Genomic DNA, 16,562 nt, shown 5'->3' on the forward strand with positions numbered 1-16,562 from the left:
GCAAGACGGCGACAGCTAGAGAGACGACTCGCAACGGGTTTCGTTTCGCCATGCGCTTAGTGTGGAAGCAATCTAACGCAAAGTTAACCGGCGTGCGCCGTCGTTGCGCACGTCCCGGTTAAACGACGTGTTATGGTGCTCGATCACTACTGTGTCCTGTTAAGAACGCCCCAGGAACACATACGTTGCCCTGGCTCTTTGTCGAGTTCCGTGCGTTCGTGGCAAATTGTTACTTCGAGTTCAGTGGCACTCTTGAGCTTCATGATTAAGAAGGAGGCTGGACGACGAAGTGAGCATGGACGCGAAGGAGAGAGCTCGAGGTAGTCACCGTCTCCGTCTCTCTTAAATATGGAATACGGTACCTCTTTGCATTTCCCCCAGCTAAGTTTGTCGGAACTCACGTTAAGGTCACCGAATTCCCAGTAGCCTTTGGAATAGGGTGTCCAAGTGCCGATAAATGCACCGTCCTCCGACGCTTCAACGGTAAGGACACCGAAGACGATCAAGATAACCAGTAGTCTATGCATATTGCTTCATGCACCATAACGCGCTGCTGTGCCGCGCCGGCCACGGACACGGCAGGAAACATGGTGCGCGGTCCCCGGCGTCGGCACGAGCTGCTTGTTATGGTTCATGGAAAACGAAGCAGCGCTTGCACCCGTCCCCACCATGTCGGTTTGTTCTTTCTTTGGTCGAGTGGGAGATAGACGTAAATCGTATTCACATCTATCTCCTCGCCATGTTCCCGCTTGATTGGCGGAGGTTCGATTGTTGGGTCCCAAGCGACCAACTTGATAGGGTCCCCGTTGATTCCTCTCTTGGCCTCGATTCGCATCATGATGTCGGAATGCGATTCCATTGCCCCGGTTAGCCACGCGATACGTTCGTAGACTTTCCACACGAGGTAGGTGAAGAACGCGATGATGACCGTAAGAATGACCATTATCCAATTCGTCACGCACTCCTCCATTTTGTTATTGCCTCATGAACCATAACGATAAATATACGGCCCATCCACAGGATATGGGTTATCCACTCAGGGCCAAGTGGGTGGGAAGGGCTTCATAAACATTCCGTTGCGGACCGGTTCTTGGGTCCTTTGCGAAGAAGTATATACGGCAGTTTGCCGGTATATCGGCCTTAACCCGCGATTTGCCCGGATAACAGTTATCCGGGACGTAATGGCGCGATTTTCCTTTGGCTGCAAGCCCTGCAATCGTCTGCCCCTTGGTTCTTGCGTCGGCGTTCGATAGCTGTATAAATATACAGTAAAGCAGCTAAAGGGAGACCATCCCAGGCAGGGGGTACTGAATGGCAGGGTCCACGTCCGCGTCCGCGACACAGTCACCGCGGCTGCTCGAACAGTTGCGTGATGCCGTCCGGCGGCGCCACTACAGCTATCGTACGGAAAAGGCCTATCTGCACTGGGCGCGTCGGTACATCCTGTTTCACCACAAGCGCCACCCGGCCGAGATGGGAGAACCCGAGGTGGGGATGTTTTTGACCCATTTGGCCGTGGAGCGGCGAGTGTCCGCCTCGACTCAGAACCAGGCGCTCAACGCGATCCTGTTTCTCTACAAGCAGGTGCTGAACCGCGACATCGGTTTGATCGAGGGCGTAACGCGCGCCAAGCGCTCGCAGCACCTGCCGGCGGTGCTCTCGCGGGACGAGGTGCAGGCAGTGCTGACCCGGCTGTCAGGTCGGGCGTGGTTGATGGCGGGACTCATGTATGGAGCCGGTTTGCGCGTCACGGAGTGTCTGCGCCTCAGAATCAAAGATGTGGATTTCGGTTTCCGTCAGATTCTGGTGCGGGACGGCAAAGGCAAGAAGGACCGAGCGGTTCCCTTGCCGCAAGCGACGACAGCCGCGTTACGCCTGCAGATCGAAGCGGTCAGCCGCATCCATGCAGCAGATCTGGCGGATGGCTTCGGCGACGTCTCATTACCCTATGCCATCGATCGCAAGTATCCGAACGCCTCGCGGGAGCTGGGCTGGTGGTACTTGTTTCCCGCCTCGCATCGTAGTCGCGACCCTTACACCGGCCGGATAAAGCGACATCATCTAGATGAATCGGTGATCCAACGGGCGGTGAAACGGGCTGTAGCGGCGGCGAACATTCGCAAACCCGTTTCGTGCCACGCGTTTCGTCATTCATTTGCCACACACTTGCTCGCTGGCGGGCAGGACATTCGCACCATCCAGGAATTGCTGGGCCATAAGGATGTGAGCACGACGATGATTTACACCCATGTCCTCGGGGTAGGCGCGCGAGGTGTCGCGAGCCCGTTTGACAGTTTGTTTGTCGTGACGCAGGGCTGATGCCGCACTCTAGGTTTGAATCATGGCCGCTTCATCCGCCTACGCCGAGCTCCATTGTCTTTCCAACTTCAGCTTCCTGCGCGGAGCATCGCACCCGGAGGAGCTGGTCGCGCGGGCGAAGCAGCTCGGGTACTCGGCGCTCGCGCTGACGGACGAGTGCTCGCTCGCGGGGGTGGTGCGGGCACATCTGGCGGCGCGGGAGTATGAGCTTAAGTTACTTATCGGGGCGGAATTTCGGCTTTCTGAAGAACAAACTGTCATCCCCTCACCCCAACCCTCTCCCGCTAAAGCGGGAGAGGGTGAATTATCGACGCCCTCACCCCAGCCCTCTCCCGGTATGGCGGGAGAGGGAGAAGAGCACTGGCGGCTCGTGCTGCTTGCGCCCGATCGGGCGGCGTACGGGGATCTTTCCGAGCTCATCACCCTCGGGCGGCGGTCGGCGGAGAAGGGGACGTATCGGCTGACGCGCGACGACATCGCAGCATACTCCGGGCGCTGCCTCGCGCTCTGGTTGCCCGGCGATCCGGCCGATCCACAGGAGCTCCAGTGGATGCGGGAGGTGTTCGGGGATCGCCTGTGGATCGCAGTCGAGCTGCTGCGCACCGGGCGCGACCGCGAGCGGCTCGCCGCGTTGCGCGGGCTGGGCGAACGCTACGGCGTGCCGCTCGTGGCGGCGGGCGGCGTGCAGATGCACGCGCGCAAGCGCCGGCGGCTGCACGATGTGCTCGCCGCGACGCGCCTCGGCACGACGGCCGCGCAGGCGGGGCTCGCGCTCGCGGGAAATGCCGAGCGGCGGCTGCGGCTCCGTTCCGAGCTCGCGGAGATCTACCCGGCGGAGCTCCTCGCGGAGACGCTGCGCGTCGCCGAGCGCTGCACGTTCTCGCTCGACGAGCTGCGCTACGAGTACCCGGAGGAGCTCGTGCCCGCGGGCGAGACGCCGGCGAGTCATCTTCGCAAGCTCACCGAGGAGGGGCTGAAGCGGCGCTGGCCGGAAGGCGAGCCGGCCAAGGTGCGGGCGCTCGTCGAGCGCGAGCTGGCGCTCATCCGCGAGCTTTCCTACGAGCCGTACTTCCTCACGGTGCACGACATCGTCCGCTACGCGCGTTCGAAGGGCATCCTCTGCCAGGGACGCGGGAGCGCGGCGAACTCGGCGGTCTGCTTCTGCCTCGGCATCACCGAGGTCGACCCGGCGCGGATCGAGACGCTCTTCGAGCGCTTCATCTCCAAGGAGCGCAACGAGCCGCCCGACATCGACGTCGACTTCGAGCACGAGCGGCGCGAGGAGGTCATCCAGTACGTCTACGACAAGTACGGCCGCGACCGCGCGGCACTCGCGGCGACGGTGATCACCTACCGCATGAAGAGCGCCGTGCGCGACGCGGGCAAGGCGCTCGGCCTCACGCTCGAGCAGGTCGACCGGCTCGCGAAGAACTTCCAGTGGTGGGACTCTCCCTCACCCCCATCCCCTCTCCCCGATCATTCAAGCCTCCCTCCAACTCCCCCTCTCCCGCAAAGCGGGGCGAGCCGGGGAAGTGCAAACGGTCCGGTGGACCGTTTGCCCGGCGAGCGGGCAGCCAAGGATGGTTGCCCTGGACTTTCCTGTGAAGCAGGAGGCGCAACAGGAAAGCGGCAAGGGGTGAGGGACCCTCATCCCCATCCCTTCTCCCAGAGGGAGAAGGGAGCGAGCCGAGCGCGCTCGACGCGCGATTCGGTTCACTCCGTGGGCGAGCCGTTGCGCGAAAAGCGCGCGCGCCTACCCTCACCCCCATCCCCTCTCCCGTCGGGGACGGGAGAGGGGGGCGAGCCGAGGCGCGAAAAGCACGCGCACTCTATATTATCGGAGCGCCTGCGCGAGGTCGGTTTCGATCCCGACAACCCGCTCATGCGCCGTGTGCTCGAGCTCGCGCGCGAGCTTCTCGGGTTCCCGCGCCATCTCTCGCAGCACGTCGGCGGCTTCGTCATCTCGCGCGGCAAGCTCTCGCGCCTGGTGCCGATCGAGAACGCGGCGATGCCCGAGCGCACCGTGATCCAGTGGGACAAGGACGATCTCGACGCGCTCGGGCTGCTCAAGGTCGACTGCCTCGCGCTCGGCATGCTGACCGCGATCAGGAAGAGCTTCGATCTGATCGCAGGCTACCGCGGCGAGCGGCTCACGATGGCGACCGTGCCGGCCGAGGACCCGGCGGTGTACGAGATGGCGAGCCACGGCGACACGGTCGGCGTGTTCCAGATCGAGTCGCGCGCGCAGATGGCGATGCTCCCGCGCCTTCGGCCCGCTTGCTTCTACGACCTCGTGATCGAGACGGCGATCGTGCGGCCGGGGCCGATCCAGGGAAACATGGTGCATCCGTACCTTCGCCGCCGGCAGGGACTGGAGCCGGTGAGCTATCCCTCCGAGGAGGTGCGCGGGGTGCTCGAACGCACGATGGGCGTGCCGATCTTCCAGGAGCAGGTGATCAAGCTCGCCATGGTCGCGGCCGGGTTCACGCCCGGGGAGGCGGACGGGCTGCGCCGCTCGATGGCGGCCTGGCGCCGCCGCGGCGGGCTCGAGCACTACGAGCGCCGGCTCATCGAGGGCATGCGCGCGCAGGGCTATCCCGAGGCGTTCGCGCGGCAGATCTACCAGCAGATTCTCGGTTTCGGCGAGTACGGCTTCCCGGAATGCGTCGTCGGCGAGACGCGGGTCGTCGACGCCGATACCGGGCGCTGGGTGACGATCGACGAGGCCATGCGCGGCGCGGCGCGCCTCGAGCACACGCTCGCCTGCGGCGCGGACCTGCGTCTGGCCAGGCGCCGGGTCCGCGCCGTCGTTGCGAGCGGCGTTAAACCGGTATTTCGGCTCCGCACCGCCCTGGGCCATACGCTCGTGGCGAGCGCGGAGCACCCCTTCCTCACGGCGGGCGGCTGGCGCCCATTGAGCGAGTTGCGGGAGGGCGACCATGTTGCCGCGGCCCGAGGGTTGCCGTCATTGGGCCGCCGTCGCTGGCCGCGCCATCGGCTGGTCGTGCTCGCGGGCCTGATTGCCGAAGGAAATCTCTGCCATCCGAGCACGTTCTACTTCTATACCACCGATCCGCGGTACCGCGAGGAGTTCGTGCGCGCGGTCGAGCGGTTCCCGAACACCGAGGCGGTCGTCGAGCGTCATCGAAGCTGTTTCAGCGTGCGCGTGCGCCGGCGCGATCGGCGTCGTGTCAGTGGGGCGGTGCTCTGGGCGCAGCGGCTGGGAATCTGGGGTTGCGGTGCTCGCGAGAAGCGCCTGCCCGGGGAGGTTTTCGAGCTGTGCGAGGCCGACCTCGCCCTGCTGCTCGCCCGTCTGTGGGAAGGCGATGGCGGATTCTCGAAGGCAGGGCACGCCTCGTACGACACCGCCTCGCGCCGCCTGGCGGAGGAGGTGCAGCACCTGCTGCTGCGGCTGGGGATCGTCGCGCGCATCTATCGCCGCGTGCGCCCCTACCGTGGCCGCGAGGTCGAAAGCCATGTGGTGACGGTAACGGGAAGCGACGCCCTGCAGCGGTTCGCGCAACGCATCGCCCGGCGTTTCCTGAGCCCCGAGAAGCGCCGGCGGGCGGAGGCCGCGATCGCGGGTGGCCATGGGCGCATGTCGCGCGACGTCATTCCGGCCGACGTGCGGGAGATCATCCGCCGCGAGCGTGAGCGCCTCGGCCTCACCTGGAACGCGATCGGCCTGATGACAGGCCTCGGCATGCGCGAAATCCAGGGGCGCACGGAAACCAAGATCGGCTTTCGCCGCTTCGTGATCGCGCGGCTCGCCACGTGCCTGGCCTCGCAGGAGCTCGCGTGCCTCGCCGCCTCGGACATCTATTGGGACCGGGTGGTGGCGATCGAGCCGCTCGGTCGCCATCCGACGTATGACCTGCAGATCGAGGGCGACCATAACTTCCTGGCCAACAATCTGGTCGTCCACAACTCCCACGCCGCCAGCTTCGCGCTACTTATATATGTCTCCGCCTGGCTCAAGCGCCACGAGCCGGCGGCCTTCCTGGCGGCGCTCCTTAATAGTCAGCCGATGGGGTTCTACGCGCCGGCCCAGCTCGTGCAGGACGCGCGCCGGCACGGCGTCGAGGTGCGGCCGGTGGACGTGCGGTACAGCGGGTGGGATTGCACATTGGGTGAGCCGGAGCAGTCGCGGATGCACTTAACGTGCATCCCCGCCGGCGAACGCCCGGCCATGGGTGAGGCGGAGTTTTCGAGAAAGCCCGGTGGGCTTTCTCGCCGCCGAACGGCCATGCCACGGATGGCATGGCCTGGACTTGCAAGCGAAGCGGGACGCGGAGCGCTGCAAGGCCGGGCTGGGGTTAATCGAAGTGGAAGCGTATCGCCACGGATGGCAGGCACGGCGACAGCGGCGAATCCGACTACTGCTGCCCTCACCCCTTCCCCTCTCCCGCAAGCGGGAGAGGGGGAGTCGATCGGGTTTTCTCATAAGTATCTCCAGCCGGCCGTTCGTCTCGGGCTGCGGCAGGTGAAGGGCCTGACCGAAGCCGGCGCGCGGCGCCTTGTCGCGGCAAGGGTGGAGGCGCCGTTCGCGAGCGTGGCCGATCTCGCCCGGCGCGCGGGACTCGACCGCCGCGATCTCGACGCGCTCGCGGCGGCGGGCGCGCTGCGCGCGCTCTCCGGGCACCGTCATCGCGCCCGCTGGGCTGTCGCGGGCGTCGAGCGGCCGCTGCCGCTGCTCGCCGGGGCCGAGATCGCGGAAGGCGTTCCGCTGCTCCGGCCGCCGACGGAGGCGGAGGATCTCGTCGCCGATTACGCGAGCCTTGGCCTCACGCTCGGGCGCCATCCGCTCGCGCTATTGCGCGGGGAGCTCCGGGCACGCTACCGCTGTCTCTCGGCCGCCGACCTGCGGGCCGTGCCGCACGGCCGCCGGGCACGCACCGCCGGGCTCGTCGTCTGCCGCCAGCACCCGAGCTCCGCGAGCGGAGTGATTTTCATTACCCTCGAGGACGAGACCGGCCAGACGAACCTCATCGTCTGGCCCGGCGTGGTCGAGCGCCAGCGGCGCGAGGTGCTGCATGCGCGCCTGCTCGTGGTCAGCGGCGAGGTCCAGCGCGAAGGTGAGGTGCTGCACCTCATCGCCGGCCGGCTGGAGGACCGCTCGGCCCTGCTCGGCGACCTGCTCGCGCGCTCCCGCGATTTCCACTGACCCCCTGCCCGTCGGTCCTCGCCCCCGGCCCGTCGGACCTCGGTTGCTGGTTATCGACACCCCGCGGGAAAACCCTATAGACTCCTTGCCGCCTGAGGGGTTACCCCTCGGCTGCCGAGGGAAAAAAGAACAGCAAACGGGAACCGGCGGAGGCCGGTCACTGGGACTTCCGTTCCGCGGGCAGATGCCCGCCCAACCGAGAGGGCTCTCGTTTGCTGCGTCTCTACGCTCGGCTCTTGTGCTGTCTTGCGCTCTTCGCTCCCGCGGCCTTCGCGGGCCAGGCCGTCGATCTCGACGCGCCGCTTCCGGTCGACGAAACCATCCACTACCGCGTGCTGCCGAACGGCATGCGTTACTGGATCCGCCCGAACACGCCGCCCGCGGGCAAGGTGTCCATGTGGCTGCGCGTCGGTTCCGGCTCGCTCAACGAGTCCGACGAGCAGCGCGGCCTCGCGCACCTGCTCGAGCATCTCGCGTTCAACGGAAGCAAGAACTTCCCCGCCGGCACGCTCATCAAGCGCTTCGAGGCCGCCGGCCTCACCTTCGGCGCCCACCAGAACGCGACCACGGGTTTCCTCGACACGGTGTACAAGCTCACCGTGCCGAACAACCCGGAGACCCTCGACCTCGGGCTGACGTATTTCTCCGACGTCGCCCACCGCCTGACGATCGACGAAAAGGAAGTCGAGCGCGAGCGCAACGTCGTCCTCGCGGAGCGCACCGCGCGCGACAACGCCGCGAGCCGCGCCTTCAACAAGCAGCTCCTCGCGCTCGTGCCGGGCTCGCGCTTCGGCGAGCGCATGCCGCTCGGCGATACCGAGACCATCGCCAGGGCCACGGCGGCGCAGCTGCGCGCGTACTACGAGAAGTGGTACCGCCCGGACAACACCGTCCTGCTCGTCGCCGGGGACCTCGACGTCGAGGCGCTCGACAAGCTGGTCCGCAAGCATTTCTCGGACTGGCAGCCGGTCGCGTCCCCCGCGCCGAACCATGACCCCGGCATCAAGCCCTATTCCGCCGACCGCGCCGAGGTGATCAGCGAGTACGGGCTGTTCAACGCCGATCTGAACGTCGCGCGGCTCGAACCGCCCCGCGACTTCCGCAACGCGCGCGGCTACCGCGAGTGGCTGGTCCACCGCATCGGCCGGCAGATCGTCAACGCGCGCCTGCGCGACCTGATCCTCGAGGGACGCACCCGCTTCGGCTCGGCCTGGGCGGCGGGCGACAGCTCGTTCGGCACCACGCTCGTCGAGGTCCACGCGCGCAGCGCGCCCGAGGACTGGAAGACCGCGCTGCGCGAGCTGCTGGTCGAGATCAAGCGGGCCCGCGTGCACGGCTTCGGCGACGCCGAGTTCGCCTACGCGCGCGACGTGATCCGCACCGAGGTCGAGGGCGACGCCTTCGAGGAGGCCGACACCGAGGCCCTGCGCTGGCTCAAGGTCATGGAGGCGGCCCTCGACGAGGGGCGCCGCCCGATGGGCGCAGGCCAGGAGCTCGCGCTGTTCCGGCGCCTGATGCCGACGATCACCCGCGCCGAGGTCGAGGCGGCCGCGGCCGCGCGCCACGCGCCGGAGCGGCGCACGTTCACGCTCGCGCTCCCGCGCTGGGACGGTCATCCGGCCCCGACGGCGGACGAGCTGCTCGCCATCGTGCGCGCGGCCGACGCCGAAACGGTGGCGCGCCTGCCCGACCGCCAGCGCGCGACGACGCTGCTCGCGAAGGATCCCGCGCCGGGCGCCGTCGCCGAGCGCTCGCACGACCCGGACCTCGACGTCGTTTCGGTCACCCTCGAAAACGGCGTGCGCGTGCACGTGAGGCCGTTGAAGTACAAGAACGAGCAGGTGAGCGTGCGCATCACGCTGGCCGGCGGGCGCGTGGCGGAGACGCCGGCGAACCACGGCATCAGCGAGGTCGCCGCGCTGCCGTTCAAGGTGCCGTCGAGCGAGAGCCTCGGGTCGGTGGACCTGCGCCGCATCCTCGCGACGAAGCATTTCGAGCTCTCCGGCCGCGACACGGCCGGCGGGATCGAGCTCGATCTCACGAGCCCGCGCCACGATCTCGAGGACGGCTTCCGTCTCGCGCACCTGCTGCTCACGCAGGCGCGCATCGAGCCGGCGGTGTTCGACATGTGGAAGCGCCAGGCCTCCGAGCGCCAGGCCAACCGCGAAGGGAGCGTCGACGCGCAGCTCAACGACCGCGTGGACGCGCTGCTGACCAGCAACGACGCGCGCTTCCAGGTGTTGACGCCGAAGGAGGTCGAGCGGCTGACGCTCGAGGCCGGGCAGGCCTGGCTCGACGGCATGCTCAGGCATTCGCCCATCGAGGTCGCGATCGTCGGCGATCTCACCCACGAGCAGGCCGTTGCCCTCGCGGCTAAGTACCTCGGCTCCCTGCCCGAGCGCGGCTCGATCAAGAACGCCTACGCGCTCGCGCGCACGCTGAACGCGCCCGCCGGCCCGCATCAGGCCCTGGTCAAGGTGGACACGGCGACGCCCCGGGCGATGGTCTACGTCGGCTGGCGCGGGCCGGACTGGCAGGACGTGCACGACTGGCAGGTCCTCGACCTCGCCGGCCGCATCCTCTCGAGCCGGCTGCTCAAGGAGGTGCGGGAGCAGCGCGGCCTCGCCTACTCGCTGCGCGCGCGGGCTTCGGCCAACACGCTCTACCGCGGCAACGGGCGGTTCCGGGTGTCGTTCGCGACCGATCCGCTGAAGGCGGAGGAGGCCGCGGACGTGGTGCAGCGGGTCATCGACGAGTTCGTGACGAAGGGCCCGACGCCGGAGGAGCTGACGACCGCCCGCGAGCAGGCGAGCCTCAGCTTCCGCAGCGGCACGCGCGCGCCCGCGTTCTGGCTCGACGTGCTCGGCGACCTCGAGTACATGGGCGCCGACCTCACGTGGGTGAAGCGGTACGTCGAGAACGTGGAGAAGTACACCCGCGAGGACCTCATCGTCGTGCTCAAGAAGTACATCCGCCCCGACCGGATGGTGCGCGTCATCGGCGCGCCGATGGAGCTGCCGAGCGCCGCGAACGAGCCGGCGCAGAACCCGGTCGCGACCATCAACTGAGCCGGATGCGAGGCGTGGGTCTCCGCGCCTCGCATTGACTCCCCTCAAGACGCCCCGGCGCCTTGCATGTTAGCGTAGCCCTTCGCCGGCGCACCGATCGCGATACGCGACCGGTCCGCGCGAGACCCGGTTCCAATCGAAGGGCCATGTCCATGTTATTGCGCATGCTGCGCATCCTGGCGCTGATCGCCGCGGTGCTCGCCGCGCCGCCGGTGCTCGCGGCGGACGACCCGCAGGTCGCCGACGACCCGCAGGGCGACGCGTTCCTCGCGGGTTACATCCAGTCGATTCTCGAGCGCCAGCTCGGCTGGGAGCGCGGCACCTACCGCCTCGAGGTCCGGGATCGCGCGGCGACGCTGCTCCTGCTGGTCGACGACCCCGAGCGCCGGGCGGCCGCGGAGGACGCGCTGGGGCAGATCGACGCGCTCCAGTCGCTCACGATCACCGTGGCGGTCACTGGCGACGCGAGCCTTCCGGAGCCGCGCCCGGGGCCGATCCTATTCCCGGTAGGCGATTTCTTCCGGCCGCTGATCGCCGATCCCAAGGAGCCGCGGTTCTTCATGAGCCTGCTCGAGATGGACACGCCGACCGACCGCGTCACCGCGGCATCCGTAGGCTACGGCGAGAGCTTCGGCCTGTGGCGCGCCCCGGGCGACCGGGCCGGCGACGGCTGGCAGTTGAGTTTCGTCGGCGGGCTGTTCGCGCAGTTCAACCTGTCGGCGCCCTCGAGCGACCTCGTGAACGCCGACTACAACATCGGGTTCCGGCTGTCGCAGCGCACCGGGCGGTTTTCGACCCGCTGGCGCCTGTACCACCAGAGCTCGCACCTCGGCGACGAGTTCCTGCTGAGCCAGCCCGACATCGAGCGGATGAACCTCAGCATCGAGGTCGTCGACGTGACGTTCTCCTACGAGCGCTCGCGCTGGCGCGCGTACGGCGGCGTCGGTTACATGATTGGGCGCGACCCTTCGGATCTCGAGCCGGGCATGGCGCAGGCGGGGGCGGAGTACCGCAGCACCCGGGTCCACCACATCGGGCGCTTCCTCGCCGGACTCGACGTGCGCATCCTCGAGGAGGAGGACTGGGAGACGGGCGTGAGCCTCAAGGCCGGCTTCGAGCTGGGCCCGCCCGACCCGGGCCGGCGCAACGTGCGCCTCATGCTCGAGGCCTACGACGGCTTCGCGCCGTTCGGCCAGTTCTTCCGCACCGACGACATCCGCTACTACGGCGCCGGCATCTACTTCGGGTTCTAGTCAGGCCCGCGCGACCGAAGCCGGTTGCGTGCGGATGAGGGCGTTGTGCGCCTCCCACTGGGCCGCGGGGGCGAGCTCCGTCAGGAACCGCGCCTCGCCGCCGATCTGCACGGCGATCGGCACGCCGTCCCGGTAGAGCACGCGGTTGCCGGCGAGGGCGGGCACGCGCGCGCCCGGCGCGATGATGCCCACGAGGTTGAGCGGATCGGCCGCGCTCAGCGACAGGAGCCGGCCGTCGAGCGGTTTCTTGCGTATGGCGCGCAGCGTCGCGACCGCGTCCGGTGCGGCGTACTGCTCCCCGGGAAAGCCCGCGACGAAGCGACCGCCGCGGATCTCGCCGCGCGCCTCGAGCCGGCGATAGACGCGCAGCAGCTCGAGCCACGGCGGCAGCCTGTCCGCCTCGCGCTCCACGATGCGCCGGAACACCACGCCATAGCGCTTGAGCAGCGTGCGCGCGACGTGCTCGATATTATCCTCGGTACGCGCGCCAGCGCGTCTCGGCTCGCCTCCCTCTCCCCTTGCGGGAGAGGGAATGAGGGAGAGGGGGCGCGAAGGGTCGGGCATAGCGCCCGCTCCCCTGTCTCTCTCCGGCGAGAGAGGGGGAGCCCCGTCGTTTGTGCGGCCCGCCGCGCCGTGAATCAGACTCCAGCGGCCCGCGTCCTCGATGTCGTAGAGCACGGCGCGCCGCCGGCGCGGATGCGACCGCCGGCGCTCCGCGGGAAGGAGCAGGGTGCGCAGGCCGCTGTAGCTGTCGGACGCCGCGTGCCCGAGCGCGACGAGCTCACGCAGCCCTTCTTCGGCCTCGCTCTTGAGGAGCCCGGTTCCGCTCATGATCTCCTCGAAGAACGACGCGCCGTGACGCGAGAGGTGAACCGCGACCATGCGGGCGCGCGGGGAGAGCGGGACGTTGTCGATCGGTTCCGCCTCGGCGGTCTGCCACGCGCGCAGGCAGCGGCGGTGCAGGAGCGCGATCGGCGTGCCGCGCACCGGCGTGGCGCCGCGCTCGCGGCCGCCGGCCGACTTCGGCGGCGAGAGGCGCGCCCAGACGATCCGGCCCGAACGGCAGAGCGCGTCGAGCCAGTCGGGATCGTAGGCCTCCATGCGCGCGGACAGGATGCCGGACTCCCACGCGATGGCCGCCGCCTCGAAGCCCTCGAGCTGCTCGAGGATCGCCGCGAGCGCCTGCGGCCCCTCGGGTTTCGGCTCGACGGTAAGCCCCTGCCATTCGAACAGGAAGCGCAGGAAGTCGGCGGCCGCGACCGGCTCGATCTCGGCGCGCAGCCGCTCGACCGTGTAGCGGTGGATGCGCGCCAGCAACCGCCGCTCGCACCACTCGGTAGTACTTTCAGTGGGCGTGGTGTTCGCCCCACGGCTCGCCTCCTTTTCCCGCTCGCGGGAGAAGGAATGAGGATGAGGGCTCCCTTCTGCGGTTTCGCGCGTGCTTTCCGCGCCTCGGCTCGCCTCCTTCTTCCCTTCGCGGAAGAAGGAATGAGGATGAGTAGCTACTTCGACGATTCCGCGCGTGCCGCCTTCGACCGGCGTGAACTGCCCGCGCAACGCGAAGCCCTCCTGTTCGAGCGCGAGCAGCGCGCCGTCGACCGCGCCGACATCGCCGGCAAGCGGTTCCGCGAGCGCCGCCGCCCGGACCGGTCCGAGCGCCTGCAGCCGCCCGCGGACGATCTCGGCGAACGCCCCTTCGCGCGTGTATTGCTCGGTTGCGTAGTCGTCGGGCGCAGCAATCGGCGGATCGAGCGCGACGTCGGGAAGGGCGGCCTGCAGACGCGGCAGGTTTTCGGCGGCGATCCAGAGCGTCACCGGGTGCAGTCGCGCCCGTGTCGCCCGTCGTGCGGCGACGAGCTCCTCGAAGAACGGCGTCCAGCCGCTTCGCACGCCTTCCGCCTCGGTCGCGAAACCCATGAGCATGAGCGCGTCGTGGAGCTCGTCGGCGCTCGTCGCCTCGGGCCAGGCTTCCGCGCGCACGCGTTCGATCGCCTCGAGGTCGAGCTGCGCGAAGCGTCCGGCCTCGAGCGGGTCGAGCCACCGGCGGCTCATGACGGCCTGCGTGCGGCGCTCCTCGAGCGGCGCGTCGTCGAGGAAGGCGTACGGCTTCGCGTTCAGGATCTCCTGCGCGAGCGGCGAGGGGTGCGGCAGGTCGCGCGCGAGGACCTGGACCTCGCCGGCCTCGATCGCCCGGAGCAGCCCCACCAGCCCGTCCACGTCCATCGCCTCGTGCAGGCAGTCGTCGACGGCCTGGTTCACGAGCGGATGATCCGGCACCTCGCGGTCGCCGGCCAGGTTCTCGAAGCAGGCGATGCTGTCGGGAAAGACGACGGCCACGAGATCCTCGGCGTCCATGCGCTGGAGCTGGGTCGGGTTCCGGCGTCCGCCGCGGAACCGCTTGATCGCGAGCGCCGTGGTCGCGACCCAGCGCCAGCGCGTGGTGAACACCGGCGCGTCGAGCAGCGCCTGCACCAGGATCTCCCGCACGCTGTTGCTCTTCAGGTAGCGCGCGACCTCCTCGAGCGGGAAGCTGTGCGTTTCGCCGAGCGAGAGCACGATGGCGTCCTCGGTGGCCGCCGCCTGCAGCTCGAAGTTGAACTTGCGGCAGAAGCGCTTGCGCAGGCTCAGGCCCCACGCGCGGTTGATGCGGCTGCCGTAGGGGGAGTGGATCACGAGCTGCATGCCGCCGGTCTCGTCGAAGAAGCGTTCGAGCACGATGTGCCGCTGCGTCGGCAGGGTCCCGAGCACGCCTTTCGCCGCCGCGAGGTACTCGACGATCTGCTCCGCCCCCGGGCGCGCCAGGTGGTGCGTGCGCGCGAGCCACTCTCCGGCGGATTTCATCGACTCCGCCGTCACGTGGCCCAGATGCTGCTCGAGCGCTTCGCGCAGCCGCGAGACGGCGGCCGAGAGCTCGTCGGTGCGCGCCGGCGCCTCGCCGAGCCAGAAGGGGATCGAGGGCGGCGCCCCGCGCGCGTCCTCGACGCGCATCGTTCCCGGCTCGATCTTGAGCACGCGGTACGAGGCGTTGCCGAGCTGGAACACGTCGCCCGTCATGCTCTCGACCGCGAAGTCCTCGTTGACCGTCCCGATCGGCGTGCCGGTCGGCTCGAGCACGACGCGGTAGTCGGCGTTGTCCGGGATCGCCCCGCCGCAGGTCAGCGCCGTGAGCCGCGCGCCCTTGCGTCCGCGCAGCCGGCGGTTGACGGCGTCGCGGTGCAGGTAGGCGGCCCGCCGGCCGCGCCGGGTGCTGAAACCGTCGGCCAGCATGCGTACGACCGCGCGGTACTCGTCCACGCCGAGGTCCCGGTAGGGCCAGGCGCGCCGGAACGTGTCGTAGAGCGCATCCTCGCCCCACTCGCGGGAGGCGACCTCGGCCACGATCTGCTGCGCGAGCACGTCGAGCGGCTTTTCCGGGATGCGCAACCGGTCGAGCTCGCCGCGGTGCACGCTGTCGAGGAGGGCGGCGCATTCCACGAGCTCGTCGCGGCTCAGGGGGAAGAGTCGTCCCTTGGGCAGTGCGCCGACCGCGTGGCCGGAGCGCCCGACGCGCTGGAGGAACGCCCCGATCGAGCGCGGCGTGCCGAGCTGGCAGACCAGATCCACTTCGCCGATATCGATGCCGAGCTCGAGCGACGCGGTCGCGACGAGCGCGCGCAGCCGGCCCTCCTTCAGGCGCTGCTCGGCATCGAACCGGCTCTCCTTCGAAAGGCTGCCGTGGTGCGACGTGACGTGCTCCTTCCCGAGGCGCTCGCTCAGGTGGCGCGTCACGCGCTCGGCGAGCCGGCGCGTGTTCACGAACACGAGCGTCGTGCGGTGCGCCTGGATGAGATGCGCGAGCCGGTCGTAGATCTGCTCCCACACCTCGGTCGACATCACCGCCTCGAGCGGCGAGCCCGGCAGCTCCAGGGCGAGGTCGCGGTTCCGGACGTGGCCGCTGTCGACGATCGTGCAGTCCGGCGCCGCGCCGGCATCGCCGCCCGCGCCGACGAGAAAGCGGGCGACCGCCTCGACCGGCTTCTGCGTCGCCGACAGGCCGACGCGCACCACGGGACGGGGCGCGAGGGCGGCGAGGCGCTCGAGCGACAGCGCGAGGTGCGCGCCGCGCTTGGTGCCCGCGACCGCGTGGATCTCGTCGACGATGGCGGTGCGCACGGTCGCGAGCATCGCCCGGCCGCTCTCGCTCGTGAGCAGGAGGTAGAGCGACTCGGGCGTCGTGATCAGGACGTGGGGCGGACGCTTCGCCATGGCCGCCCGCTCCGAGGCGGTCGTGTCGCCGGTGCGCACGAGCACGCGCACGTCGACGTCGGGAAGCTTGAGGTGAGCGAGCTGCTGGCGGATGCCGGTGAGCGGTCGCTGCAGGTTCTTCTCGATGTCGTTGGAGAGCGCCTTGAGCGGCGAGACGTAGAGGACGTGCGTCTCGTCCGCGAGGCCACCGGCGAGGCCGCGGCGCACGAGGTCGTCGAGCGCGGCGAGGAAGGCCGCCAGCGTCTTACCGGACCCCGTGGGCGCGGCGATGAGCGTATGCCGGCCGGCCGCGATCGCGGGCCACGCGGCGCGTTGCGGCTCGGTGGGGACGTGGAAGGTCTGCCGGAACCAGGAGGCGACGGCGGGGTGAAAGGGCGTGACCGTCATGCGGGCAGGTTAATCCGGCGCTCCTCCCCCGTCCACGGGCATAAAAAAGGAGAAACGTATGAGCGGGTTGTCATGGCGAGGCGCAAAGCGACGAAGGATCCCGCGACGGAAGACCGTGCGCAACAT

6 protein-coding genes are annotated in these 16,562 nt (G+C 68.7%); 4 read left to right on the plus strand and 2 right to left on the minus strand.

Features of this window, described 5'->3' with window-relative positions; translation table 11 throughout:
- Positions 1-631: 631 nt before the first annotated feature.
- Positions 632-943, minus strand: coding sequence for a hypothetical protein (locus SVA_RS03770; protein ID WP_169923954.1), 312 nt, complete (start codon positions 941-943; stop codon positions 632-634).
- Positions 944-1,311: 368 nt separating this feature from the next.
- Here SVA_RS03770 and SVA_RS03775 point away from each other — a divergent pair, with 368 nt between their 5' ends.
- The 4 genes from SVA_RS03775 to SVA_RS03790 all read left to right on the plus strand — a co-directional run bounded on the left by SVA_RS03775 (position 1,312) and on the right by SVA_RS03790 (position 11,804).
- A complete protein-coding gene (locus SVA_RS03775) occupies positions 1,312-2,319 on the plus strand; it encodes an integron integrase (protein ID WP_096459026.1) in 1,008 nt (335 codons plus the stop codon).
- Between the two features lie 22 nt (positions 2,320-2,341).
- Positions 2,342-7,483 carry a helix-hairpin-helix domain-containing protein gene (locus SVA_RS20270; RefSeq protein WP_096459029.1) on the plus strand — a complete coding sequence of 1,714 codons (5,142 nt, stop codon included), beginning with the start codon at positions 2,342-2,344 and terminating at the stop codon, positions 7,481-7,483.
- A gap of 212 nt (positions 7,484-7,695) precedes the next feature.
- Positions 7,696-10,551 carry a M16 family metallopeptidase gene (locus SVA_RS03785; RefSeq protein WP_096459032.1) on the plus strand — a complete coding sequence of 952 codons (2,856 nt, stop codon included), beginning with the start codon at positions 7,696-7,698 and terminating at the stop codon, positions 10,549-10,551.
- A gap of 146 nt (positions 10,552-10,697) precedes the next feature.
- A complete protein-coding gene (locus SVA_RS03790) occupies positions 10,698-11,804 on the plus strand; it encodes a DUF1207 domain-containing protein (RefSeq protein WP_148665364.1) in 1,107 nt (368 codons plus the stop codon).
- On the opposite strand, the gene SVA_RS03795 is transcribed toward SVA_RS03790, so the two are convergent.
- Positions 11,805-16,436 carry a DEAD/DEAH box helicase gene (locus tag SVA_RS03795; protein ID WP_096459038.1) on the minus strand — a complete coding sequence of 1,544 codons (4,632 nt, stop codon included), beginning with the start codon at positions 16,434-16,436 and terminating at the stop codon, positions 11,805-11,807.
- Positions 16,437-16,562 lie beyond the last annotated feature (126 nt).

This window comes from Sulfurifustis variabilis, assembly GCF_002355415.1.
GTDB lineage: Bacteria > Pseudomonadota > Gammaproteobacteria > Acidiferrobacterales > Sulfurifustaceae > Sulfurifustis > Sulfurifustis variabilis.